Here is a 23,013-nt window from a genome sequence, read left to right as displayed (position 1 = left end):
GTCAATTAATGGACGTTCGGAGTCTAGTTGGCGGCCTCAACCCCACCGGCTCGCGCTGACACCAAAAGCCGTCGCCAAGCGAAGGCCGCATACATGCGTTCCCCAAGCACAACGTTCCTTCGAAAAATTGGTTGTCCGATTTTCCGTCAGGAAATTGCGTGTCAGGAACGCGGCATTCCCAGTGGCCGGAGATGACGGCGCAGGGCGGCGATGCGGAAGATCGCGTTTGCCGCGCCATAGCCGCGATAGCCGCGCCGCTCGACGATCTCGAAGAAGAGACCCTCGCCGTAGGTGGGGCTGTAGAGCTGGAAATATTCGCCATGCTCGTCACGGTCGTAGAGGATGTTGCGGGCCTGCAGCCGTTCGGTGAGGGCGGGGTTGAGGCCGAAGCGCGCTTCAAGGTCGTCGTAGTAGTTCTGCGAGATGTCCAGAGCGACGAAACCGTTTGCGGCGAGCGCGTCGGCCGTCGCAAAAATGTTGTCGGTGGTGAAGGCGAGATGCTGGATGCCGGAGCCGAAGGTTTCGCTGATGAAGCGGCCGGCCACCGTGTTGCGGTTTTCCGCGCCGTTCATGGTGATGCGCAGCGATCCTTCGCCGTTCTCGACCACCTGGCTGCGCACCAGGCCCGACGGGTCGACGATGTCGACCATCGGCGTCTTCTCTGCCTCGAAGATCGCGGTGTAGAACAGCAGCCAGGTCAAAAGCTCGTCATAGGGCATGGTCTGGGCGACGTGATCGACGTGCCCGAGGCCGGCGTCCCGCATTCCCGGATCGCCCTCCACGGGATCGAACTCGATGTCCCAGATGCGGGCGAGTTCGCTCGTCCGGTCGAGGAAATAGAGCACGCCGCCGCCCACGCCGCGCACCGCCGGCATTTCGATCTCGCCGGGATCGAGCGGTTCTCCGAAGGCCTCGGCGCCGAGCGTGACGGCGCGCGCCTGCGCGGCCCTCGCATCCTCGACGAGAAGGCCCATCGCATAGGCGGAGGTACCGTGCACGAGATAGGAGGAGCCGGCAAAGCCGCGCTCGTCGGCATTAACGACGAGGCGGATATCGCCCTGCCGGAACACGGTGACGTTCTTCGATTTGTGGCGGGCCTCCCGGCGGAAGCCGAGGGTGGCGATCATGGCTTCGAGATCGGGTGCCTCTGCCTCGTCTACCGTGAACTCGACGAATGCGACCCCCTCCACGCGGCTGCGCGCCGGCATGGCCGGCACGTCGAGGGAGAGGCTGGGGTTGGCGCGGCGGATGCGGTCGCCGAGATAGACGAGGGAACGGTAACCGTCGACGGCAATCGCGCCCGGCGAGCCGCCGCGGAACTGGTCGTTGAAGATTTCGAGCGAGAGGTAGCCGTCATAGCCGGTCTCGGCCACGGCGGCCATGAAGGTCTCGACTGGCAAGTCCCCTTCGCCCGGCATGTTGCGGAAGTGGCGGCTCCAGTAGAGCAGGTCCATGTCGATCTTCGGCGCATCGGCAAGCTGGATGATGAAGATCTTTTCCTTCGGGATCGAGCGGATCGAGTTGACGTCGATTTTGCGCGCCAGAGTGTGAAAGCTGTCGAGGATCAGGCCGATATTGGGGTGGTCGGCCCGGCGCACGATTTCCCAGGCGTCGCGGTGATCGTTGATGTGCCGGCCCCAGGCGAGCGCCTCATAGCCGACCCGGAGGCCGCGTTTTGCCGCGAGCTCGCCGAGTTCGTGGAAGTCGGCGGCGGCGCGGTCGAGCCCGCCGAGGGCGGCGCTGGAGACGTTCGAGCAGACCAGCACGAGATCGGTGCCCATGTCCTGCATGAGGTCGAACTTGCGCTCGGCCCGGTCGAAGGTGCGGCTGCGCAGCGGCTCCGGCATCCCTTCGAAATCGCGGAAGGGCTGGAACAGCGTGATCTCCAGGCCGAAATCGCGCACGATGCGGCCGAGCTGGCGCGGACTTTCGTCGAAGACGAGAAAATCGTTCTCGAAAATCTCGACGCCGTCGAAGCCGGCCTTGGCGATGGCGCCGAGCTTTTCGCTGAGGTCGCCGCTGAGCGAGACGGTGGCGATCGAGGTCTTCATGGCGATGTCCTCCGGCGCTTCTCAGCGGGCGAGCATGTTGAAATGGGCGAGCATGCGGTTGGCATCGGGTTCGCGGCCGGTGAACAGCCGGAACGCGCCGACCGCCTGGAACACCGCCATGCCCCCGCCGTCGAGCGTGCGGCAGCCGTGGCGTTTCGCTTCGTGCAGCAGCGCGGTTTCGAGCGGGAAATAGACCACCTCAGCGACCCAGTGGCGCGGCGCGAGCAGATCGGCCGGCAACGGCAGGCCGGGATATTTCGCCATGCCGGTTGGTGTCGCGTGGACGAGGCCCGTGGCGGCGCGCATGGCCGCGACAAGATTCTCGGCCGCCTCGACATGGGCTGCGGGAAAAAGCGCGGCCATGCTGTCTGCCAGGGTTGCGGCGCGTTCCGGCTCCCGGTCGAAGACCAGAAGCCTTTCCAGTCCCAGCGATAGCAGAGCATAGGCGGTCGCCGCGCCCGCTCCGCCAGCGCCGAGTTGCAACGCCGCGGATAGCTCGGCCTGCGGCAGGCCCCTGCGAAAACTTTCGGCAAAACCCCACCAGTCGGTATTGTGGCCGAAGCGCTTGCCGTCGCGCAGCACGACCGTGTTGACCGCGCCGAGATCGCGCGCCTGCGGCGATAGCTCGTCGAGATGGGGAATGACGCTTTGCTTGCAGGGATGGGTGATGTTGAGCCCGGCAAGCCCGCGCGCCTCCGCCTCGCCGATCAGGCGCGGCAGGTCTTCAGGCGTGGCGCCGATCTGGTTGAGGTCGATCAGCGTATAGTCGTAGGAAAAACCCTGAGCCTCGCCCTCGCGCATATGCATGGCCGGAGTCAACGATGCCTGGATACCAGCACCGATCAGGCCGGCTTTCATCGGTTTGATGAGCGTGTCGATCATCTCTTGCAATCCATTGGGGTGTGGTCCGGCCCGCCCGTCCGGCGGGCCGGTTCCGGCGGGTTTACTGGCCGCGGATCGTTTCGAGTTCCTTGAAGAGGGCGGCGACCGTATCCGGGCCGATTTCGGCGCCGAATTTTTCGATCAGCGGCTTGACGGCGTCGCGCAGCTTCTGGGTTTCCTCGGGCGAAAGCTCGCTCACCTCCATGCCGGTCGCCTTGATGTCCGCGAGCGCCTTGGCGTCCACCTCGCGCGAGACCGTGCGCTGGTAGTCGCGGGCTTCCGCCGCGGTGGACTGGAAGAGCGCCTTCTCCTCGTCGTTGAGGCCGTCCCAGACCTTCTTGCTGATCAGCACGATCTGCGGGTTGTACTGGTGGCGGGTCACGGTCATGTATTTCTGCACTTCGAAGAATTTTGCATTGAGGATGTTGGCGGAGGGGTTCTCCTGGCCGTCGACGGTGCCGGTTTCGAGCGCGGTGTAGAGTTCGGTATAGGGCAGCGGCACGGCATTGGCGCCGAGGCTGTTGAACAGCTCGATCGGGATCGGCGACTGGATCGTGCGGATCTTCAGCCCCTTGATGTCCTCAAGCTTAGTCACCGGATGGCGGTTGTTGGTGAGGTTCCGGAAGCCGAGTTCCCAATAGCCGAGGCCGACGAGGCCAGTTTCGGGCAGAAGCTCCATGAGGCTCGTGCCGAAGGTGCCGTCCATCACCTTGTCGGCTTCCTCGCCGCTGTTGAAAAGGAAGGGCAGGTCGACCGCGCCGAATTGCTTGACGTTGCCGGCGAGGATACCGGCATTCAGCACGGTCATCTCGATGACGCCGCCCTGCAGCGCCGAAACGGTCTGCACGTCGCCGCCGAGAACGCCGCCCGGAAACAGCTTTACCTCGATCTTTCCGCCGCTCTTCTCCTTCATGAGTTCGGCGAACTTTTCCATGCCGGTCACCTGCGGATGACCCTTGTTGTTGGCGGCAGCGAATTTGAGCTGGTGTTCGCGGATTTCCGCCGAGGCCGGCAAGGCGACAAGCAGGGCGAGCGGCACGATCGTTCCGAGCGCCAGTTTCTTCAGTGTATCGAACATGGTTTCCTCCCAGGTTTGGCCGTGCCTTTGCACTCGGCCGGTTGAGTTTCCGCGGCTCAGTGTCCCATCAGCGCCACGGGAACCGTGACGAGCTGTGGGAACAGCACGAGCAGCAGAAGCACGATGATTTCGGCGATGAGGAAGGGCATGACCCCCTTCATCAATTGCTCCATGCTGAGCTTGGAGACGCCGCAGATGACGTTGAGCACGGTACCGACGGGGGGCGTGATCAAGCCGATGGAATTGTTGATGATGAAAAGCACGCCGAAATAGACCGGATCGATGCCCGCCTCCCGGATGATCGGCATCAGCACCGGCGTCATGATCAGGATGGTCGGCGTCATGTCCATGGCGGTGCCCACCACCACGACCAGGGCCATGATGGCGAGCAGCAGCAGCGTCTGGTTGTCCATCAGTGGCCGGACGAGCGAGGCGAGTTCGCCGGGAACGTCGGCGACGGTGACGAGCCAGGCCGAGACGGCGGCGCAGGCGACGAGGAACATGACGACCGCCGTGATCTTCGCCGCCGCGACGAAGACGCCGAAGAGTTTGGCCGGCGGCAGTTCGCGATAGACGACCATCGCCACGAACAGCGAATAGACCGCCGCGACCACGCCCGCCTCCGTCGGCGTGAAGACGCCGAATTTCAGGCCGACGATGATGATGACAGGTAGCATCAGCGCCCAGATACTGTCGGTGAAGGCCTTCAGGCGGGCGGCGCCGCTCTGGCGCGGCGGTAGCGCGAATTGCTCCTTGCGGGCAACGAGCAGCCAGGTGAGGCAGAGCGCGCCGGCGATCATCAGGCCGGGAAAGATGCCGGCAAGGAAGAGTTTCGTGATCGAGACCCCGCCGACGACGCCGTAGAGGATGAAGCCGATAGACGGGGGGATGATCGGCCCGATGACCGAGGCGGATGCGAGCAGCCCACCCGTCCTTGCCGGATCGTGGCCGGATTTCAGCATCATCGGATAGAGCAGGGCGCCGAGCGCAGCGGCATCGGCGACCGCCGAGCCCGAAAGGCTGGACAGGATGCAGGCCGCGAAGATGGCCACGAAGCCGAGCCCGCCGCGGATATGCCCGACCATCGCCATGGCAAGGTTGACGATGCGCCGCGAAAGGCCGCCGGTGTTCATCACTTCCCCAGCCAGCAGGAAGAAGGGCACGGCCATCAGCGGAAAGCTGTCGGCGCCGTTGAGCACGTTCTGCGCCACGATCTGCGCATCGAAGAGGCCGAGATACATCATCAGGGCAACGCCGCTGAGGATGAGGGCGAAGGCGATCGGCACGCCGAGCGCCATGGGCACGAGAAGGGCGCCGAGAAAGATCGAGACAGTCATCGGCGGGGCCTCACTGTTTGATGGAAGGGGCGGTGAGCGGGGCAGTGGGCTGGTGATCCAGCGCCAACTCGTCCTCGCTGTCCTTGACGAATTCGGCCGTGGTGACGTCGATGCGGCCGGTGAGGACACCGATCATGTCGGAGAGGACGAGCAGCACAGCCGGGATGCCAAAGGCAAGGCCCGCGCCGTAGAAGACGCCCATGGAAATGCCGGTCGCCGGGGCCGAGACGTGAAGGTTGATCAGAGTCTGCGTCCAGCTTCCGCTGATCATCAGCCAGATGGCCCAGAGCATTAGCGCCTGGCCGGCCAGAACGGCGATCTTCGCGCCTCCCGGCGGCAGGCGGCGCAACAGGGAATCAACGCCGAGATGGCCATGTTCACGTATGGCGACGACCGCGCCGAGGAAGGTCAGCCAGACGAAAAAGAGGCGCGACAGCTCTTCCGAATAGGTGATGCCGGTGTTGAAGGCATAGCGCAGGACCACATTGCCGAAGACCAGCACGACCATGCCGGCGAGCAGCGCGGCGATCACAGCCTTCAGTCCCCAGAAGCAGAAATCGATGATGCGAACCATTGTGCTCCTCCCAAAGCCAATTGCCGCTTGCACGGCCCTGTTCCTACCTAGCGCGGTCCGCCGGGACGCGTTAGGGGCACCGCGCCTTGACAGCTTCCTCCTCGCCGTCAAAGTCCGGTACAAAATGTACGAACTAGTACGTATGTCAAGTGCCCTCTCTTGAAAGAGCCCTTCAATCTCAATATGACTTCCCCGAGCGATAGAAAGCGGAGGCCGTTAGCGCGTCCGCTTCATGGCGCTTTTCTTGATGAAAATCAGGACGATCGCCGGAGAGAAGTGACGAGGAATGGTGGCGCGAGCTGAAACAAACCGAAAGAACGATCCGGAGCGGACGAAGGAGGACATCCTTGCTGTCGCGACCGAGGAATTCTCGACTCACGGTCTCGCTGGCGGACGTGTCGATGCCATCGCCGAGCGCACGCGAACATCAAAGCGGATGATCTATTATTATTTCGGCGGAAAGGAGGGGCTCTATCTTTCCGTCCTCGAACGCGCCTACCGCAAGATCAGAACCCTCGAAGAGGACCTGAAACTCGCAAGCCTTGCGCCGGAAGAGGCGCTGCGCACGTTGATCGCCAGCACCTTCGAGCATGACGAGGCCAATCCCGATTTTGTGCGTCTTGTCAGCATCGAGAACATCCACCATGCCGCGCACATGCTGCGCTCGGACGCGATCCGCGACCTCAACGTCTCGGTCATCGAGACCATCGCCGGCATCCTTGAGCGCGGCCTCGCGGATGGCGTCTTCAAGCGCCAGGCCGACCCGATCGATGTGCATATGTTGATCAGTGCCTTCTGCTTCTTCCGTGTCTCCAACCGCTACACCTTCGGCACGATCTTCCGCCGGGATCTCTCAGAACCCGAGATAATGGTGCGGCACAAGGGCATGATCGCCGACGCGGTTATAAACTACCTTAAAAATGAGCGTAGTTGACTTGCCCTTCCACAACGCGTTTTTCTTCCGATATCCGGCACGCGCCGGTAGGAACACGCCACCTCCTTGTGTGACAGGCTCGACCGTCCGAGTTATCTCTTCGATAGCGGCATCGCGTCTTGTGTCAGCTTCGCGCAGTCGTTCAAGCCTCAGGCTGGTGCGGACTTCAGCCACAACATCTCCAAGCCGACCACCGGCGAGCAATACGAAATCGGCACCAAATGCCAGCGCGCCGAAATCGGCGCGCTCGTCACGGTCTCCGCGTTCCAAATTGCGCAACAGAACACGCTGACGACTGACCCGGCCGATCCCCTATTCCAACTCGTTTGACCTCTTCTTCAAACCTCTTTCGTTTCCGTCCAGCGCTTGACCCTATGCGTATCGATATCAAAGAGATCGAGCGCGCGTCCGACGGTCTGGTCGATGATGTCGGCCAGGGTTTTGGGACGGTGGTAGAATGCGGGTACGGGCGGCATGATGATGGCACCGTTGAGTGTCGCCTGTTCCATGAGGCGGATATGGCCGGCATGCAGCGGAGTTTCGCGAAGCAGCAGCACCACGCGACGGCGCTCCTTGAGGCAGACGTCGGCGGCGCGCACGATCAGCTCGTCGTTATAGCTATTGGCAATGCCGCTCAATGTCTTGATGGAGCAGGGCGCCACCAGCATGCCTTCCGTCTTGTAAGAGCCTGATGAGAGCGAAGCGCCTATGTCCTTGAACGCGTGCACAGTGTCTGCGAGAGCGCGGACCGCGTCGATCTCGTAGTCCGTCTCCTCTCCGATCGTCCGGATGGCTGAGGGCGACAGGATGAGATGGGATTCGATGTCCTCGATTTCCCGGAGCATCTCCAGTGCGCGAATGCCATAGATGACGCCAGAGGCCCCGGTTATCGCAACGATGAGCCGGCGCATGTCATGGACCTCCGTTTGTCTTACGTAGCTCGGCGAAGGGTCGCGCCACGCCTTCGGGAACACCAATGTCGAAGACGTTGAGCGTCATGGCGACGAAGCTGTAGTAGCCCGCGATTGCCACGAGGTCTATCATGCCGTCTTGCCCCAGTTCTGCGATACCGCATTCATAGCTTTCCGCGGAAAGACTGCGTGACACGTAGAGCTCGTTCACCAACGCAAAGACACAGGCGCTCTTCGTATCGGCGAACCGTGGCGTGGCGTCGGTTTCGATGGCATCGATAATATCCGGTGTGATGCCGGCGTGTAGAGCTTCGCGCTTGTGCGCATGCCATTCGTACTCGCTCATCCAGTAGCGGGCGGTGACGAGGATCGCGAGTTCGGACAGTTCCGCCGGCAACGACGTGCCGTAACGGGCATAGGCGCCAAGACTCTGCCCGCGCCGAGCGAGTTCGGGCCGGAACAGCCAGGCCTTGAGAGGAGCGGGCAGGCTGGAGCGCGGCCCGGCGAGTGTTTCGTCGCAGATCTTGCGCTGTTCGGATGACATGGTTGCGGGGTCGAGGTTAGGCAGTCGGGGCAATCGCGAACCTTTCGATTGGGACGCGGCAGTAAGTCCGCCGCGCCTTTGTTCACATTAGACGGTGGGGATGATCGTGAGGGCAGGAATGAGCTTGCCTAGCACCGTTGCCGGCCACGGAATATGCATGATGCGATCGGCCAGGACATGGATGAAGATGGTGAAGCATGTTGCCTGCGTCACGCTCAACCACCACGGCTCGCGTCCCTCCACGCGCATATATGCGATGATGAAGACAAAGGAGCTCGGGAGGAAACCGATCAGCGATACTCCGACGATGAAGGAACCAAACCAGGCAAGGAAGATGCCGGACCGCACGAGGAAAGTGCGGGTGTCGATCGCTTCATCGCCGCTGATATCCATGTGAACGGCGGATTCGCGTTGTTCGCCCTCCCGAAGGCTGACCCCACCCCGGCGCAGAACCTGATAGACGAGGCTGATGCCGGCGGTGATCATGAAGACGCAACCTACGATGATGGGAGCGGTGTTTGCCGGTGCCCGCCATCCCGCGGCTTGGAACATCATCATGGCGACCACGACGATAAGAAGCACATAGAACAGGTCGGCGACCTTGAATGTCGGCCGATGGAACTCCAGCAGCATCCGCTTGAGCCCGCCGCTGCGCTTGGTCTCCCGCAGGAATGGGCGAACCATGCCGAGGACGGAGACGGTGAGAATGACGACGACGGCCGGCCGCAGTAGCCAGTCGGCACCGTAGCGAACCACCGAGATCGACATGTAACGTTCAATCAGCGCGCCTAGGACGAAGCCCAGCATAAGGGGCGGGCGCGCCCAACCCAACCGCTTCATCGTCCATCCGAGCACGGAGAATACGAGAAGCGCGTAGATGTCGCCCCAATCGCGGGTTTCCTGATAGGCGCCCATGAACACCACACAGAGAACGATGGGAAGGATGAGCGTGTAGCGAAGCGTCGCCAGCTTGGCGAGTTGGCCGGAAAACAGAAAACAGATACCGGCGCCGAGGATGTTGGCGATGGCGATCGACCAGATCATCGAGAAAGTGATTTCGATGTTGGTGGTCAGCATTTCCGGCCCGGGGATCAGGCCCTGGATAAGGAATGCTCCGAGCAGGATCGCCATGCTGGCGCTGCCGGGGACGCCGAAGGCGATGGTGGGGATGAGCGAACCGGCGGTGATGGAGTTGTTGGCGCTTTCCGGCGCGATAAGCCCGCGCACGTCGCCTTTCCCGAAGGTCTCGCGCGCACCCTTGACCGTCTGCATGGCGTGGCCATAAGCAAGCCAGTCGACGACCGAAGCACCGAGGCCGGGGATGGCGCCCACGGCGGCGCCGATGCCCCCGCAACGCAGTACTAGCCACCAGTTCGTGAGCGCATCACGCACGCCGGCACCCATGCCCTCGCGAACGTTGAAACGGGAATGGCTGGCGATCGCCGCCCGGCGAATGGCAAGATCGGCGAGTTCCGGAACTGCAAAAAGGCCGAGTGCGATCGGCACCAGCGGTACGCCCTCCCAGAGATAGAGTTGACCCATCGTCCAGCGCAACGTGCCGGTCTGGGGATCGGTGCCGATCATGGAGAGCATCACGCCGAAGCTGGCGAGCGCCAGCCCGCGCAACGGGGCACTGCCTGAGAGCGTCGCCACCATGGAGACACCGAAGATCGACAGCGCAAGCAGTTCCGGGCTGCCGATCTGGAGGACGAGGGGACGCATGACGGGGATAAGCGCCGCCAGCAAGGCGGCACCAAACAATCCCCCGATCAGGGACGCGGTATAAGCGGCGGCGAGGGCGCGGCCTGCTTCGCCTTTCTTCGCCATCGCGTAGCCGTCGAGCACGGTGGCCTGGGCTGACGACCCGCCGGGCACGCCAAACAGGATCGCCGGGATCGTGTCGCTGGTGCCCGTCACCGACTTCATACCCAAAAGAAGAGCGAAGGCGGTCACGGGATCAAGTGTGAACGTGAAGGGAAGCAGCAGCGCCAACCCTAGAAGTCCACCGATGCCGGGGATGATGCCCAATGCAAGACCCATCAGCACGCCGGCTGACAGCATCATCAAGCGATAGGGCTCGAGCACGCTGAGCATTGCTGAGCCAGCAACCCCCAAGAGCGAAACGTCCATGTCCGAAACTCCTCCTATTTCGCACGTGCGGCCCATCCTCACCACAGTTTGGGGCGCTCAATTTCCACGAGGCGGAATTAGTTTCCGTCTTGTTGACATGTGACTTGGACCTGATGCTAATTGCAAGAACAGCAGAAAATAATTCCGCTAAGTGGAATTTCTTTGGGTCGATTGTGCGTATGCACGGACCGAAAGTGAAAATACCGGAGGAGCATCAGCGTGATACTGCAGAACAAATTTGACGTTCCGACCTCACCCGAGGAAGCCTGGCAGACGCTTCTGGACGTGCCGGGTATCGTTGGATGCGTTCCGGGTGCCGAGCTGACTTCCAAGGAATCGGATAACGTCTACAAGGGCCGTGTCTCCGTGAAGCTCGGTCCCGTCGCGCTCAAATTCAACGGGTCGGCGACGATCGAAACGGCGGATTCCGCTACCCGCACCGCACTCATCCGCGCCAACGGCACAGACCAGCAGGGCCGGGGAAATGCCGGCGCAGTCACAACGATGCGCGTTGAGCCGTCGGCTGCCGGTTCGACCGTGACGCTCGACACCGATCTGCAACTCTCGGGGCTCGTCGCACAATATGGCCGCGCTTCGGGTGTGATCACCGCGGTGTCCAGCACCATCATTTCCCAGTTCGCGGAAAACCTCCGCCGACAGATAAGCGCCCAAAATGTGGCTGATCTGCCCTCCGAAAGAGAGGAGCCAATTTCCGCTGGGCGGAAAACTGCATCGGCTAACAATGCTATCGGCGGCGGCATGCTCTGGAAGATCTTTACCGCCTGGTTCGGTGGCCTTTTCGGCGCGTCGAGAAGGGGCTGACATGTCGCTGGCCATGTCCGCGCTGAGGCGCTCTCATACTTTGTTGTTGCACGTCGCCCAAGCCGGCGAACATGCCACGCTTGGCAGCATCGCCAGCGATCTGGAGATGCCGCAATCGACGGTGCACCGCGTGCTGTCGCAACTGGTCGAGGAAGGGCTTGTGGTGGTTGGCCCGGCCGGGCACTACCGCCTCGGCTGGAAGGCGCTGCAACTGGCGCGTCGCATCTGGAATGCGGCATCGGAGGAGGAACTGGCGCTGCCGCTTATGCGGGAGCTGTCGGAGACGACGGGGGAGACCGTCACTCTCAACAAGTACATTCCGAGCGAAGGCTTCTGTGTCTGCGTTGCGGTCGCGGAAACCTCGCACTCGCTCTCGTATGCGCTCAATGTCGGTGATACCCGACATCTCAATATGGGGGCCGGCGGCAAATCGATTCTGGCAGGGATGGGCGACGCGGACGCCGATGCGGTCATTGCGCGCCACGGACTTCCTTCAGCCACGAAGGAAACGGTCACCGATCTTGAAAGGCTCAACTCCGACATAGCGTTGATCCGAAGCCGTGGCTATGCGGTGTCGAGTGGAGAAAGCGTGGAGGGAGCGATCGGCTATGCCGTTCCGATTTTCTACCGCGGCGAGATGGTCTTCGGTTCCATGGCTGTCACTGCTCCGCAGATTCGCTTTCGCGCGGAATGGGAGAAGGACTGGCTCGCGGCACTTGTCGACAAGGCGCGTACGCTTTCCGAGTTGCTGGGCGCGTCACAACGCAAAATCACGACCTTCTATCCGTCATATCAAAAGGAAGCGGCTGACATATGAAGCCCTCGCCCTTCACCTATCACGCGCCCACAACGACGGCCGAACTGACCGAACTGCTTGGAACGCTCGACGACGTCCGCATCATTGCAGGCGGTCAGTCTCTAATGCCGATGATGAATTTCCGCTTCGTACAGCCCGGCCATCTCATCGATCTCAACACCGTTGGCGGCCTTGCCTATGTCGATGTCCAGAGGGACTTCATCGAAATCGGTGCGTCCACGCGCCAGAGGTTCCTGCAGCGTTCTCAGGATATCGCCAAGCACATGCCGATCGTTGGCGAAGCCCTTTCGCATGTGGGACACCGCCAGACACGAGCCCGCGGCACGATTGGCGGCTCTCTCTGTCATTTTGATCCGTCCGCCGAACTGGTAAACATGGCCGCGCTGCATGATGCAGTGCTGACGCTGACGAGCGTGGACGGTGACCGGAGTATCAGCTTCGGTGAATTCGGCTTGGGCTTCCTAACGACATCCGTACAACCCAATGAATTCTTGCGATCGGTCTGTCTTGCCCGCTGGCCGGAAGGTCATGGCTATGGCTTCGAGGAATTCGCGATGCGCCATGGCGACTTTGCGATCTGTGCCGTGTCCTGCTTGATGACGCTGGACGATCGGGGCGCGATCGACCGGCTGGCAGTCGCGGTTTCGGGCGTCAGCGAAACTCCTGTTCGCCTCACCGAGATGGAAGGCCGCTTGCGGGGCACAATGCCTGATGCCGGAACAGCCGCCGATCTTGCCGCTGCTGCTGGCGATATCGAGGCCATGAGTGACGCCTATATCACCTCCGACTACCGGAGCCATCTGGCGCGCGTCATCACGCGCCGCGCCTTCACCAAGGCCACCGAGCGCGCCGATCAGAGAGTTCGAGCATGAAAGACCTGCGTACCATTTCCGTGACCGTGAACGGCACACCCTATTCGCGCGAAGTCGAAACCCGGCGCACGCTCGCCGACTTTCTGCGCCTCGATCTCAAGCTGACCGGCACGCATCTGGGCTGTGAGCATGGTGCCTGCGGTGCATGCACGGTTCGTGTCGAAGGTGAGGCGGTCCGCTCCTGCCTGATGCTGGCTGTGCAGACCAACGGCAAGTCGGTCGCGACCGTCGAGGGCCTCGCCAAGGACGGTAAGCTGACGCCGATGCAGAACCAATTCTGGGAAAAACATGGGCTGCAATGCGGCTTCTGTACCCCCGGCATCCTGATGACCATGACGGAGTTTCTCGAAGAGAACCCCGATCCGACGGAATCCGAGGTTCGCGATGCGCTCTCGGGCAACATCTGCCGATGCACCGGCTATCAGGCGATCGTTGACGCGGTACTCGCGACGGCGGCTCAGGCGCGGGGAGAACAGTGATGCAGATGCGCTCATTCGGACAGAGCATCAAGCGTAAGGAAGACCCGGCGTTTCTGACCGGCAAGGGGCGGTATGTCGATGACATCGAGTTGCCCAACATGGCGCATGCGGCTTTCGTGCGAAGCCCCCTCGCGCACGCGAAAATCAAGTCGATCGACGCGAGTGCTGCACGTGCAATGGACGGTGTCATTGCTGTCATCACGTACCACGAACTGCCCGAAACATTGCGGCAGCGCCGCCTGCCGCTGGTCGTGCCGGTAGAATCACTCACCAATCCGCGGCTTCCGTACACTTTGGCACGTGATGAAGTCTGTTATGTCGGCGAGGCCATTGCCATTGTCGTTGCGGAAAACCGCTACATCGCGGAGGACGCGGTTGCGCAGGTGATGGTCGACCTCGAACCTCTCGGCGTGGTCGCCGACTGCCGGGCTGGGCTTATGGAAGGAGCGCCCCGATCGCATCTTGGTGCAGACTCCAATATTGCGGCGACGATGCCGTCGGTGACGGGGGACATAGACGCTGCCTTCTCCAACGCTCGCCATGTGTTCAAGGAGTCGATCTTCCAGCACCGCGGTGGCGCCTTCTTCATGGAATGCCGCGGCGCAATCGCCCACTACGATCAGTTCAGCGAAAACCTGCTCGTCTATGTTTCATCGCAGGGCGTGCATCGCATCAAGCGGTCCTTCCACGAACTTTTCGATATTCAGGATTCCAAGCTGCGCATCGTAACGCCGGATGTCGGCGGCGGCTTCGGCCCGAAGGGTTCGTACTACGTGGAATATGGTGCCGTCGCTGCGGCCTCGATGGCAACCGGACGTCCGGTCAAATGGATCGAGGATCGCCGCGAGAATTTCGTCGCTACCCACCAGGAGCGTGACCAGTACTGGGACGTGGAGATCGCCGTCGACGAGAACGCCAAGATTCTCGGTGTCCGTGGCACGCTCACCCATGACAACGGCGCCTACACGCCGTGGGGAATCGTGCTGCCGTGGATTTCGGTCGCAACCGTGCCCGGTCCCTACGTAATTCCCGCTTATGACATGACCCTCATTTCGGTCATCACCAACAAGGTGCCGACCACGCCGGTGCGGGGCGCGGGCCGGCCACAGGCTGTTTTCGTCATGGAGCGGCTTCTGGAGCGTGTCGCCAAGGAGCTTGGCCTCGATCCGGCCGAAGTGCGCCGACGCAACTTCATCAAACCGGAACAGATGCCCTACGATGTCGGGGTCATTTTTCGCGATGGTCGTCCAGTCGTCTATGATAGCGGGGACTATCCCAAATGCCAGGAGGTGGCGCTTGAGGCCGTCAACTACGAGGCCTTTGCGGAACGGCAGAAAGCGGCGCTTTCAGAAGGTCGCTATATCGGCATCGGCATCGGCAATGCCGTCGAGGCGACAGGCCTTGGCCCCTATGAGGGTGTAACAGTGCGTATTGGCACCAATGGCAACATCACTGCATATACCGGTGCCACGCCGCAAGGTCAGGCGCACAAGACGACGCTGGCACAGATTGTCGCCGACCACTTCGGCGTCTCGATCGATGCCGTGACGGTTGAGACGGGTGATACGTCGAACATCTCGTTTGGTATCGGCACTTTCGCGTCGCGAACGGCCGTCAATGCAGGTTCTTCAGCGCACCTCGCCGGTCAAGCGGTGGCAACCAAGGTGCGCGAGATTGCCGCGCAACTGCTTGAGGTCGAGCCCGACGATATCGAGCTGACCGACGGTGTGGCCCGAGTGAAGGGGCCGTCCAACCGGTTCAAGACGTTACGCGAACTTGCCGTCTATTCGTTGGGCAAACCCGGCTTCTCGCTCGCGCCCGGCATGACCCCGGGGCTGGAGAACACCGCCTATTTCACGCCCACGCAATCCTCTTATGCCAACGGGACCAGCGTTGCGGAAGTCGAGGTGGATGTCGAGACGGGCCGCGTGCACATCAACCGGCTCGTGATGTCCCACGACTGCGGCCGGGTGATCAATCCCATGGTGGTCGATGGGCAGGTCGTTGGTGGGGTTGCCCACGGTGTCGGCAATGCGCTTTTCGAGCGCATGGTCCATGACGACCAAGCGCAGCCGCTGTCCACCAATTTCGGTGAGTACATGCTGCCGCTCGCGGCCGATGTTCCACGCGTCGAAATCCATCATCAGGAGACTGCAAGCCCCAACAATCCGCTTGGGGTCAAGGGGGCGGGCGAGGGGGGAACCATCCCCACCATCGTGGCGATCGTCAACGCTGTAGCCAATGCACTGGCGCCCCTTGGCGTCCACATCGCCGAGGCGCCATTGTCGCCGCAACGCATCATCCAGTTGATCGACGAAGCAAAGGCAAGGAGCGTTGCATGATGGCAGACGGAGGCGTTCCCATGAATTCGGCGAGCTATGCAGAGCGATTGGTCGCCGTCCTCAAGATCTTCGCCGAGGGGCCGGGCGTACTCTCGATCAGCGAGATCAGCGAAGCCCTCAATCTCGCGCCGAGCTCGACGCACAGGCTCCTCGGGCCGCTGGTCGAACAGGGCTTGATCGATCGTGCCTCCAAGCGGCGCTATCGCGTGGGAACAGAACTCTTTCGTATCGCGGCCCTCGTCGAGACGCGCTACAGCCTTCTGAATGTCGCCAAGCCGGTCGTGGCTAAAACGGCCGAGGAGAGCAAGGAGACCTGCCTTCTGGCTATCGTCACGCCGTCGCGCAGCCGTATCGTGCTCGCCCACAAAGTGGATTCCGCTTATCCGCTTCGCTTCAAGTTCGATCTGCTGATGAACATTTCCCCAATCTGGGGATCGCTCGGCCGCGCGGTGATGGCGTGGCTGGAGCCGGGCGAACTGCGTCGTGTTCTGTCCGAGGGAGGACCGTCCCCGCTGACCGGTGCGCCAATACCAAGTCAGGACGCGCTTTCGGCCGAACTCGCCATGGTGCGGCGGCACGGCTATGCGCGCAGCGTCGGGCAGCGAGCCGCGCCCGACGCCATCGGAATTTCGGCTCCAGTCTTCGATGCAACGGGAGTCGTCTGTGGCGCCCTCGGGATAGTCACCCCGGAGCATCGTATGACGCCCGAACTGGAGCGGCAGGTCATAAAACTTGTCCGCTCGAACGCTGCCAAACTCTCACACATGATGGGCCATTCCGGTCGCATGCTTGATGTGAGTTGATCCATTTCATCTTTGGGAGGAAACATGATGAAGTATTCGAAGACAAGACGCATGCTTTTGGCGGGCGCGATCGCTTTCCTGGCGACGGTGCCGCACCAGGCCCTCGCCCAGACCGTCGAGGAATTCTACAAAGGCAAGACAATCGATATGGTCATCGGCTACGCGCCGGGCGGCAGCAATGATGCCTATGCACGCGCCGTGGCCAATCACATTGGTAAGCACATTCCCGGCAATCCCCAGGTCATTCCGCTGAACATGCCCGGCGGCGGCAGTCTGCTTGCTGCAAATCACCTTGCCAACATTGCGCCCAAGGATGGCTCGGTTCTCGGTGTCGTCGCATCGACGATCCCGCTCGACGAGCAGCTGGGTTCAGAGAATATCCAGTTCAAGTCCGCCGATTTCAACTGGATCGGTCGTGTCGCCTCGAACACCAATGTGACGTTCGTCAACGCATCGACCAATGTGAAGACGGTCCAGGATGCCATGAACACGGAAACCATTCTGGCGGCGACCGGTGCAAGTTCGACCGTGGCGATCTATCCCTCGGTGATGAACACCATGGCCGGAACGAAGTTCAAGCTCGTCATGGGCTATGAGGGGTCCGCCGAGGCCATGCTGGCCATGGAGCGTGGCGAGGTCGATGGACATTCGACGAGCCTTGCTGCCGTCATGACGTCCCACCCCGAATGGATGACAAGCGGCAAAGTCAACTTCCTCGTTCAGTACGGGCTGACCCGCCACGCGGAACTACCAAATGTGCCGACGGCGATCGAGTTGATCAAGGATCCGGCCGAACTCGCGGCAACCCGTTTGATCCTCGGCGGCGTAGAGGTTGGCAAGCCCGTGCTTACCACGCCCGGCGTGCCTGCAGATCGCGTGGAGGCGCTGCGCCGGGCTTTCGATGCCATGCTAAAGGACCCGGACTTCGTCAACGAACTCACGCAACAGCGGCTCGAGATTTCGCCGATGTCGGGCGAGGAGCTCCAGAAAGTGGTTAGCGAAGCGGCCTCGGCCACGCCCGAACTGATCGCACGCGTCAAGGCCGTTTGGCCGAACCAGTAAGCAGAGCTGACGTGCCGGCTTCTGCCGGCGCGTCTCTCCATAGGGGAAAGAACCATGTTCGAGTTCGCTGTAGAATTTTCGCGAGAGGGCACCGTCGCGACGGTCGATCTCAACCGCCCGGACGAGGGTAATAAACTGACCCGTGACATGATGCGCCTGCTGACGCAGAAGCTGAACGAGCTTGCGGGTCGGGAGCAGCTGAATACCGTTATCCTGGCCGCGCGCGGGCCGGCCTTTTGCCTCGGACGCGACGGCCGCGGTGAAACGCCGGGCGCACTCTCGGCCTACGATATGCGCGAACAGTCGATGGGGGCTGTACTCGATCTCTATGCTGCGATCCGGCGAGTTCCCGTCCCCGTCATTGCGAAGGTACATGGCGACGCGCTGGGGTTCGGTGCTGCGCTTGCTGGGGCCTGCGACATCACGCTTGCCGCAAGCGAAGCGAAATTCGCCTTCAGCGAGATTCACCACGGCATTCCCCCAACCATGGCCATGACCGCCGTCATGCGGCATCTGTCGCCCAAAGCCCTGGCATGGCTCATCTATTCAGGCGAGACGATCTCCGCGACGCGTGCGGTCGATATCGGGCTTGCCAGCGCGATCCTGCCCCAGGACACCTTCGAAGAGAAAGCACAAACCTTCGTGGACGAACTGGCATCGCGCCCGCGTCGTAATCTCGCGACGATCAAGAAATATCAGAGTCTTTCCGCCAGCATGGCACCGGAGGCCGCTTCGGACTATGCCGGCGCGCTGCTGGCGCTTGTTAGGGCGAGTTGAGAACGATGGTGCAGATCGTCACGCGCTCCGGATTGAGGCTGCATTACCAGACTCGCGGTGTTGGACCCGTCATCGTACTGCTGCACCCGGTCGGATTGCGCGCTGCCTTCTGGGATCCGGTAATCGATGCGCTGTCGGACCGTTTTCGGCTGATCAGTCCCGACCTGCGCGGCCACGGCCAGAGCGATGTGCCAGCGACGGATTTCAGCCTTGAGGATATGGCGCGGGACGTGATCGACCTCATCGAGACGGTCGGCACACCACCGGCAATTATTTGCGGATGTTCGCTTGGCGGCATGCTGGCCCAAGCGGTAACGATCGCGGCCCCGCAGATCGTACGAGGCATGGTGGTCATCAGCGCCGGACATAGCCGTGACGATGCCGGTCGGAAAGCGGTTCTCGCCCGGGCGAATGCAGCCATGGCTGGCATGCCGGCTATCGTCGAGACGACGCTGGAACGCTGGTTCTCGGAAGATGCCAACCCGGCGACAGTGGCGACGGCTCGTGCTTGGCTTCTCGAAGATGACCCGGTTCTTCATTCGCGGTGCTGGCGGGCCATGGCCGGCCTCGATCATGCCGGCAGCCTCGGAACGATCCGGGTGCCCGCCCTGGCGATCGCGGCGACCGATGACAAAAGTGTCTCGCCGTCCGTTATGCAGGATCTGGCAGCACGTATACCGGGCGCCGACTACAAGGAAATTGTCGGAGCGGGACACCTGTCCCCACTCGAACGGCCAAAAGACATTGCCGCAATCCTTGGCACTTTTGCCGAGGCGGTCGCATGATTGAAACGAACACGTCCGCTGGAGGAACCATGACCGTCCCTAGAACCCCGCCGCTCAATCTCAATGACCATCTTGACGCGCTCGATGCCGCGGGTCTGCTGGTGCGGGTCGACCGCCCCATCAACAAGGATACGGAACTCCACCCGCTGGTGCGCTGGCAGTTCTTGGGTGGACTGGAGGAGAACGACCGCAAGGCATTTCTGTTCACCAACGTGGTGGATTCCAAAGGCCGGAAATACGACATGCCGGTACTTCTTGGCGCATTGGCAGCCTCCCCGCGCATCTATGCCATGGGCATGGGCCGTCCGGTCGAGGAGATCGGTGACGCCTGGAACCACGCGATTGCCAATCCGATTCCACCAAACCGGGTCACGGAGGCCCCGTGCCAGGCGGTCGTCATCCAAGGCGAGGCGTTGACGCGGCCAGATGGTGGCGTTGCGGCATTGCCGGTGCCCGTTTCGACGCCGGGCTTCGATTCCGCACCCTATCTCACGGCGACCATGTGCATCACGCGCGATCCGGAAACCGGCGTCCAGAATGCTGGCATGTATCGCGCTGCTCTGAAAGCCCCGGACCGCATGGTCATTCGCATGGCGGCAAAGCCCGGCGGCGCCGGCGGATGGCTGCACTGGCTCAAGTATCGCGAGCGCGCAGAGAAGATGCCGATCGCCATCGCGCTCGGGGCAGCGCCCGTGGTCGTGTTCACCTCACCGCAAAAACTGCCCGTCGATGTCGATGAATTTTCCGTCGCCGGGGGTCTAGCAGGACAGGCGATCGACACGGTGAAATGCGTGTCCAACGACCTTGAAGTTCCGGCAGATGCCGAGATCGTCATCGAGGGATACATCGATACCTCCGTCCTTGAGCCGGAAGCCCCGTTCGGCGAAAGCAACGGCTATGTCGCCCTCGAGGGCTACAACATGCCCATGATCGTGACGGCCATCACGCACAAGCGGAAGGCGATCTTCAACGCCATCATCAGCCAGGTGACCCCATCGGAATCGAGCGTCATAAAGAAGGTCGCCTACGAACCGCTGTTCCTGCACCATCTGTCCAAGCAACTGTCGATCAAGGGTATCAAGAAGGTCGTGTTGCACGAGCGGTTGACCAATCTTCGCCCGGTCATCTTCCTTCAATATGCCTATGGAACACCGCGCAGCGAGGTCTGGCGTGGGCTCTACGCCGCGTCTTCCTTCATGGGTAGCGTCGGCAAGATCGTCATCGCGATCAGTGAGGACATCGACCCCAATTCAGTCGACGCTATCTTGTGGTCGATGGCCTACCGATCGACCCCCTCCGAGGACGTGCTGATCACGCCCAACAGAGGCGGTGTGCAGGGTGCGCAATATGGCCCCTCGAACACCGATTCCGGCCTGTTGATCGACGCGACGCAGAAGCGCCCGCTGCCGCCTCTCGCCTTGCCCAAGAAGGAATTCATGGAAAACGCCAAGGCGATCTGGGAGGAATTGGGGCTGCCGGCTATCAAGGCGGAATCCCCTTGGCACGGCTACACGCTGGGCGACTGGACCGAGCGCTGGGAAACCTTGGCGCAGCGCGCCACCGCAAGCGATTGGCAGCTCAACGGCGACGACACCTTGCCGCGGCAGCATTCGGGCAAGGGTCCCGAAGATTCTGCGCGCAATCTCGAGTAATCCGCGCCCGCAGGAGAGGACCAATGCAAATCTTCCCAAGGCGCGCGCCGATGATGGCGGCCCGCGTCGATTTCCCGCTCGGCGCACCTGATAGCCAGCCCGACGACGCGCTCACCGCCTTCCGGCTGATCGAGGCCGGTCAACAGGAAGGCCTCGGCTGCGCGCTCATCACTGTCGTGGAGGTGATCGGAGGGTCGGCGCGTGGCAAGGGTGCCCATATGTCGGTGCTCTCAGACGGTCGCTATTGTGGTTATGTGTCGGGTGGATGCGTCGAGGCGGCCATTGCCGCTGAAGCCATCCAGGCCATCGAGAAGGCGCGCGGCCAGGTGTTGCGCATCGGCTCGGGCTCGCCGCTCATCGACGTGCGTCTGCCCTGCGGTGGCGGTATCGACCTGCATATCCATGTGGCCCCCGATCCCGTGATTGTGCGCGCCGCCATTGAGGCGATGGAATTTCGTGAGCCGTTCCGTATTGGTTACTTGCCTAAGGAGGGCAGGCTGCGCTTCGACCAGTCGCTCGATGAGGCCGATGGGACGGGCTGGAAGCTCGACATTTTCGAGCGCGTCTACCGACCAAGGACGCGCCTCGTTCTGATCGGTCGTGGGCTTGAGGTGGAAACGACGGCACGCATAGCGACCGCTGCCGGTCTTGAGGTGGTCGCCTATTGTGCCGACGGCGAAACGGCGGACAGCGTCTACCGCAATGGCGCCAAGGCGCATTGGCTTTCGATGCCTTCCGATCGCCCCGATTTCGCTGTCGATCCCTATACCGCCGTCGTGTTCCTGTTTCACGACCATGAATGGGAACTTGGCCTGCTCTGCCATCTCCTTCGGGAACACAAGCCGTTTTTTATCGGCGCGCTTGGCAGCCGGAGAACCCATCTGATGCGCGTTGATGCCCTAAGGCAGGCCGGCATCGCAGAGACCTTGATCGATACGATCCATGGTCCGGTTGGGTTGTTTGGTCCCACCAGAGATGCCGCATCGCTGGCGATCTCCATTCTGGGGCAAGTGACGCAGGCCCGCGAACAGGCCGATAAGCTCGCCGGCTCCTGATGGTGGGATCGGCATCGAAAACGGCGATGTGGGCCGGCTTCGGCCTTGCGCTCCTGATCGGTACGGCCGGAGGAGCAGTCTTCGCCTATATCCGCTTTCCTCTCCCCTGGATGCTCGGAGCGATGTGTGCCTGCACGGCCGCAACGTTGCTCCGCCTGCCAGTGCGGCCCGTCGCGGCGGTTCGCCCGTTCATGACCGCGATCATTGGAGTTTTGCTTGGAGCGAGCTTCTCGCCCGAACAACTCGCCAGCCTCACGGGCTGGGTGCCTACGTTACTCGGTCTTGTTGGCTATGTGCTGGTGTGCGCTGTTCTGGTAACGCCCTACTTCCGTCTGGTCGCGGGCATGGACCTGCCGACCGCCTTCTTCTCCGCCATGCCCGGCGGCGTCATTGAAATGATGCTCGTCGGCGAAGAGAAAGGCGGTGACGGCAGAACGATTGCGCTGGTGCATTCTGCGCGCATCCTCTTCGTCGTGGCCGCGGTGCCACTGATTATCGCGTTTCTCGCGGATGTGACAATTGTGACCGGAGCGAGTGCAACTCGCCTGTCGATTGCTGAGACATCCATAATGAGCGAGTTGTTGCTAGCAGGTTGTGTCGTGGTCGGCATGGTCGCCGGACGAATCCTGAAACTGCCGGCGCGATACCTTCTTGGACCGATGCTTATCTCCGCCGCGGTGCATATGACGGGCGCTACGGATTTCCAGCCGGCGGCCGAGGTGATTATTCTCGCGCAGGTGGTTCTCGGAACGCTCATCGGGTGCCGCTTCGCCGGCGTACCGCCGAAACGCATCGGTGTCATCCTGTTGGTCAGCGCCGGATCTGTGACGATCATGCTCGCCATTGCGCTGTTCTTCGCCATGGGGCTCGCTGTTGTCTCCCCTTACGGCTTGGAGGCGATCCTTCTGGCCTACTCTCCTGGCGGCCTCAACGAAATGAGTCTTGTCGCACTCGCTATGGATCTCGAAGTGGCATTCGTCTCCGGCCACCATATCGTTCGCGTGATCCTGGTTGTCGCTCTGGCGCAGCTCCTGTTTCGCGGTGCCATCATATTAGCTCCGCGCAAAACGAGTGATGATAGTGACGCGTGATGCCGCAGCTTGTCG

Annotated in this window: 22 protein-coding genes; 14 read left to right on the top strand and 8 right to left on the bottom strand. The window is 61.9% G+C overall.

Annotation, left to right across the window (positions count from 1 at the left end; translation table 11 throughout):
• Positions 1 to 161 precede the first annotated feature (161 nt).
• The 5 genes from AC1Q6Z_RS23155 to AC1Q6Z_RS23135 form a co-directional block, all read right to left on the bottom strand.
• Positions 162 to 2,051 carry a bifunctional sugar phosphate isomerase/epimerase/4-hydroxyphenylpyruvate dioxygenase family protein gene (locus AC1Q6Z_RS23155; RefSeq protein ID WP_492649436.1) on the bottom strand — a complete coding sequence of 630 codons (1,890 nt, stop codon included), beginning with the start codon at positions 2,049 to 2,051 and terminating at the stop codon, positions 162 to 164.
• 21 nt (positions 2,052 to 2,072) lie between these two features.
• Complete coding sequence (locus tag AC1Q6Z_RS23150; RefSeq protein ID WP_492649435.1) at positions 2,073 to 2,933, bottom strand: shikimate dehydrogenase; 861 nt, start codon at positions 2,931 to 2,933, stop codon at positions 2,073 to 2,075.
• Between the two features lie 61 nt (positions 2,934 to 2,994).
• On the bottom strand, positions 2,995 to 4,011 hold the full coding sequence (locus AC1Q6Z_RS23145; protein WP_256120139.1) for a TRAP transporter substrate-binding protein: 1,017 nt from the start codon (positions 4,009 to 4,011) through the stop codon (positions 2,995 to 2,997).
• Between the two features lie 56 nt (positions 4,012 to 4,067).
• Positions 4,068 to 5,348 (bottom strand): TRAP transporter large permease, encoded by a 1,281-nt coding sequence (locus AC1Q6Z_RS23140; protein ID WP_435268911.1) that lies wholly within the window; start codon positions 5,346 to 5,348, stop codon positions 4,068 to 4,070.
• Positions 5,349 to 5,358: 10 nt separating this feature from the next.
• Positions 5,359 to 5,922 carry a TRAP transporter small permease gene (locus AC1Q6Z_RS23135; RefSeq protein WP_492649434.1) on the bottom strand — a complete coding sequence of 188 codons (564 nt, stop codon included), beginning with the start codon at positions 5,920 to 5,922 and terminating at the stop codon, positions 5,359 to 5,361.
• A 286-nt stretch (positions 5,923 to 6,208) separates the two neighbouring features.
• Here AC1Q6Z_RS23135 and AC1Q6Z_RS23130 point away from each other — a divergent pair, with 286 nt between their 5' ends.
• The gene (locus AC1Q6Z_RS23130; protein ID WP_435268909.1) at positions 6,209 to 6,856 is read left to right on the top strand and encodes a TetR/AcrR family transcriptional regulator; all 648 of its coding nucleotides are present in this window, start codon (positions 6,209 to 6,211) and stop codon (positions 6,854 to 6,856) included.
• A gap of 66 nt (positions 6,857 to 6,922) precedes the next feature.
• On the top strand, positions 6,923 to 7,186 hold the full coding sequence (locus tag AC1Q6Z_RS23125) for a TonB-dependent receptor domain-containing protein (protein ID WP_492649433.1): 264 nt from the start codon (positions 6,923 to 6,925) through the stop codon (positions 7,184 to 7,186).
• 8 nt (positions 7,187 to 7,194) lie between these two features.
• Here AC1Q6Z_RS23125 and AC1Q6Z_RS23120 read toward each other — a convergent pair whose 3' ends face one another.
• The 3 genes from AC1Q6Z_RS23120 to AC1Q6Z_RS23110 form a co-directional block, all read right to left on the bottom strand.
• Positions 7,195 to 7,767: a UbiX family flavin prenyltransferase gene (locus tag AC1Q6Z_RS23120; protein ID WP_435268907.1), complete on the bottom strand. Its 573-nt coding sequence runs from the start codon at positions 7,765 to 7,767 to the stop codon at positions 7,195 to 7,197.
• A 1-nt stretch (position 7,768) separates the two neighbouring features.
• Positions 7,769 to 8,311 carry a carboxymuconolactone decarboxylase family protein gene (locus AC1Q6Z_RS23115; RefSeq protein WP_492649432.1) on the bottom strand — a complete coding sequence of 181 codons (543 nt, stop codon included), beginning with the start codon at positions 8,309 to 8,311 and terminating at the stop codon, positions 7,769 to 7,771.
• An 87-nt stretch (positions 8,312 to 8,398) separates the two neighbouring features.
• Positions 8,399 to 10,441 (bottom strand): tripartite tricarboxylate transporter permease, encoded by a 2,043-nt coding sequence (locus AC1Q6Z_RS23110; protein ID WP_492649431.1) that lies wholly within the window; start codon positions 10,439 to 10,441, stop codon positions 8,399 to 8,401.
• A gap of 219 nt (positions 10,442 to 10,660) precedes the next feature.
• Here AC1Q6Z_RS23110 and AC1Q6Z_RS23105 point away from each other — a divergent pair, with 219 nt between their 5' ends.
• From AC1Q6Z_RS23105 to AC1Q6Z_RS23050, 12 genes are read left to right on the top strand one after another with little or no spacing between them, the layout of a single operon-like run.
• Positions 10,661 to 11,263, top strand: coding sequence for an SRPBCC family protein (locus AC1Q6Z_RS23105; protein ID WP_256120147.1), 603 nt, complete (start codon positions 10,661 to 10,663; stop codon positions 11,261 to 11,263).
• Position 11,264: 1 nt separating this feature from the next.
• On the top strand, positions 11,265 to 12,080 hold the full coding sequence (locus AC1Q6Z_RS23100; protein ID WP_492649430.1) for an IclR family transcriptional regulator: 816 nt from the start codon (positions 11,265 to 11,267) through the stop codon (positions 12,078 to 12,080).
• Positions 12,077 to 12,952, top strand: coding sequence for an FAD binding domain-containing protein (locus AC1Q6Z_RS23095; protein ID WP_492649429.1), 876 nt, complete (start codon positions 12,077 to 12,079; stop codon positions 12,950 to 12,952). The genes AC1Q6Z_RS23100 and AC1Q6Z_RS23095 overlap by 4 nt, the downstream gene beginning before the upstream one ends.
• On the top strand, positions 12,949 to 13,431 hold the full coding sequence (locus AC1Q6Z_RS23090; protein ID WP_256120150.1) for a (2Fe-2S)-binding protein: 483 nt from the start codon (positions 12,949 to 12,951) through the stop codon (positions 13,429 to 13,431). Before AC1Q6Z_RS23095 ends, AC1Q6Z_RS23090 begins: the two co-directional genes overlap by 4 nt.
• Positions 13,431 to 15,773, top strand: a complete 2,343-nt coding sequence (locus tag AC1Q6Z_RS23085) for a xanthine dehydrogenase family protein molybdopterin-binding subunit (protein ID WP_492649428.1) — start codon at positions 13,431 to 13,433, stop codon at positions 15,771 to 15,773. The genes AC1Q6Z_RS23090 and AC1Q6Z_RS23085 overlap by 1 nt, the downstream gene beginning before the upstream one ends.
• Positions 15,770 to 16,576: an IclR family transcriptional regulator gene (locus AC1Q6Z_RS23080; protein ID WP_435268899.1), complete on the top strand. Its 807-nt coding sequence runs from the start codon at positions 15,770 to 15,772 to the stop codon at positions 16,574 to 16,576. The genes AC1Q6Z_RS23085 and AC1Q6Z_RS23080 overlap by 4 nt, the downstream gene beginning before the upstream one ends.
• A 24-nt stretch (positions 16,577 to 16,600) precedes the next feature.
• Positions 16,601 to 17,638, top strand: coding sequence for a Bug family tripartite tricarboxylate transporter substrate binding protein (locus AC1Q6Z_RS23075; protein WP_492649427.1), 1,038 nt, complete (start codon positions 16,601 to 16,603; stop codon positions 17,636 to 17,638).
• Positions 17,639 to 17,692: 54 nt separating this feature from the next.
• Entirely contained in the window at positions 17,693 to 18,415 is a 723-nt protein-coding gene (locus AC1Q6Z_RS23070; protein ID WP_492649426.1) for an enoyl-CoA hydratase/isomerase family protein, read from the top strand.
• Between the two features lie 5 nt (positions 18,416 to 18,420).
• Positions 18,421 to 19,200: an alpha/beta fold hydrolase gene (locus tag AC1Q6Z_RS23065; RefSeq protein WP_492649425.1), complete on the top strand. Its 780-nt coding sequence runs from the start codon at positions 18,421 to 18,423 to the stop codon at positions 19,198 to 19,200.
• Complete coding sequence (locus AC1Q6Z_RS23060; RefSeq protein WP_256120156.1) at positions 19,197 to 20,852, top strand: UbiD family decarboxylase; 1,656 nt, start codon at positions 19,197 to 19,199, stop codon at positions 20,850 to 20,852. The genes AC1Q6Z_RS23065 and AC1Q6Z_RS23060 overlap by 4 nt, the downstream gene beginning before the upstream one ends.
• A 50-nt stretch (positions 20,853 to 20,902) precedes the next feature.
• Positions 20,903 to 21,907, top strand: coding sequence for an XdhC family protein (locus tag AC1Q6Z_RS23055; protein WP_492649424.1), 1,005 nt, complete (start codon positions 20,903 to 20,905; stop codon positions 21,905 to 21,907).
• Positions 21,907 to 22,998 (top strand): AbrB family transcriptional regulator, encoded by a 1,092-nt coding sequence (locus AC1Q6Z_RS23050; protein WP_492649423.1) that lies wholly within the window; start codon positions 21,907 to 21,909, stop codon positions 22,996 to 22,998. Before AC1Q6Z_RS23055 ends, AC1Q6Z_RS23050 begins: the two co-directional genes overlap by 1 nt.
• The last annotated feature ends 15 nt before the right edge of the window (positions 22,999 to 23,013 follow it).

This window comes from Shinella sp. GW835-FHT14H05 (assembly GCF_058793575.1).
This window is presented reverse-complemented; position numbering and strand designations above follow the sequence as displayed.

Excerpts from the sequence above, each read along its gene's own strand:
- AC1Q6Z_RS23155 (WP_492649436.1), bottom strand. The coding sequence starts at position 2,051 with ATGAAGACCTCGATCGCCACCGTCTCGCTCAGCGGCGACCTCAGCGAA.
- AC1Q6Z_RS23150 (WP_492649435.1), bottom strand. The coding sequence starts at position 2,933 with ATGATCGACACGCTCATCAAACCGATGAAAGCCGGCCTGATCGGTGCT.
- AC1Q6Z_RS23145 (WP_256120139.1), bottom strand. The coding sequence starts at position 4,011 with ATGTTCGATACACTGAAGAAACTGGCGCTCGGAACGATCGTGCCGCTC.
- AC1Q6Z_RS23140 (WP_435268911.1), bottom strand. The coding sequence starts at position 5,348 with ATGACTGTCTCGATCTTTCTCGGCGCCCTTCTCGTGCCCATGGCGCTC.
- AC1Q6Z_RS23135 (WP_492649434.1), bottom strand. The coding sequence starts at position 5,922 with ATGGTTCGCATCATCGATTTCTGCTTCTGGGGACTGAAGGCTGTGATC.
- AC1Q6Z_RS23130 (WP_435268909.1), top strand. The coding sequence starts at position 6,209 with ATGGTGGCGCGAGCTGAAACAAACCGAAAGAACGATCCGGAGCGGACG.
- AC1Q6Z_RS23120 (WP_435268907.1), bottom strand. The coding sequence starts at position 7,767 with ATGCGCCGGCTCATCGTTGCGATAACCGGGGCCTCTGGCGTCATCTAT.
- AC1Q6Z_RS23115 (WP_492649432.1), bottom strand. The coding sequence starts at position 8,311 with ATGTCATCCGAACAGCGCAAGATCTGCGACGAAACACTCGCCGGGCCG.
- AC1Q6Z_RS23110 (WP_492649431.1), bottom strand. The coding sequence starts at position 10,441 with ATGGACGTTTCGCTCTTGGGGGTTGCTGGCTCAGCAATGCTCAGCGTG.
- AC1Q6Z_RS23100 (WP_492649430.1), top strand. The coding sequence starts at position 11,265 with ATGTCGCTGGCCATGTCCGCGCTGAGGCGCTCTCATACTTTGTTGTTG.
- AC1Q6Z_RS23095 (WP_492649429.1), top strand. The coding sequence starts at position 12,077 with ATGAAGCCCTCGCCCTTCACCTATCACGCGCCCACAACGACGGCCGAA.
- AC1Q6Z_RS23090 (WP_256120150.1), top strand. The coding sequence starts at position 12,949 with ATGAAAGACCTGCGTACCATTTCCGTGACCGTGAACGGCACACCCTAT.
- AC1Q6Z_RS23085 (WP_492649428.1), top strand. The coding sequence starts at position 13,431 with ATGCAGATGCGCTCATTCGGACAGAGCATCAAGCGTAAGGAAGACCCG.
- AC1Q6Z_RS23080 (WP_435268899.1), top strand. The coding sequence starts at position 15,770 with ATGATGGCAGACGGAGGCGTTCCCATGAATTCGGCGAGCTATGCAGAG.
- AC1Q6Z_RS23075 (WP_492649427.1), top strand. The coding sequence starts at position 16,601 with ATGATGAAGTATTCGAAGACAAGACGCATGCTTTTGGCGGGCGCGATC.
- AC1Q6Z_RS23070 (WP_492649426.1), top strand. The coding sequence starts at position 17,693 with ATGTTCGAGTTCGCTGTAGAATTTTCGCGAGAGGGCACCGTCGCGACG.
- AC1Q6Z_RS23065 (WP_492649425.1), top strand. The coding sequence starts at position 18,421 with ATGGTGCAGATCGTCACGCGCTCCGGATTGAGGCTGCATTACCAGACT.
- AC1Q6Z_RS23060 (WP_256120156.1), top strand. The coding sequence starts at position 19,197 with ATGATTGAAACGAACACGTCCGCTGGAGGAACCATGACCGTCCCTAGA.
- AC1Q6Z_RS23055 (WP_492649424.1), top strand. The coding sequence starts at position 20,903 with ATGATGGCGGCCCGCGTCGATTTCCCGCTCGGCGCACCTGATAGCCAG.
- AC1Q6Z_RS23050 (WP_492649423.1), top strand. The coding sequence starts at position 21,907 with ATGGTGGGATCGGCATCGAAAACGGCGATGTGGGCCGGCTTCGGCCTT.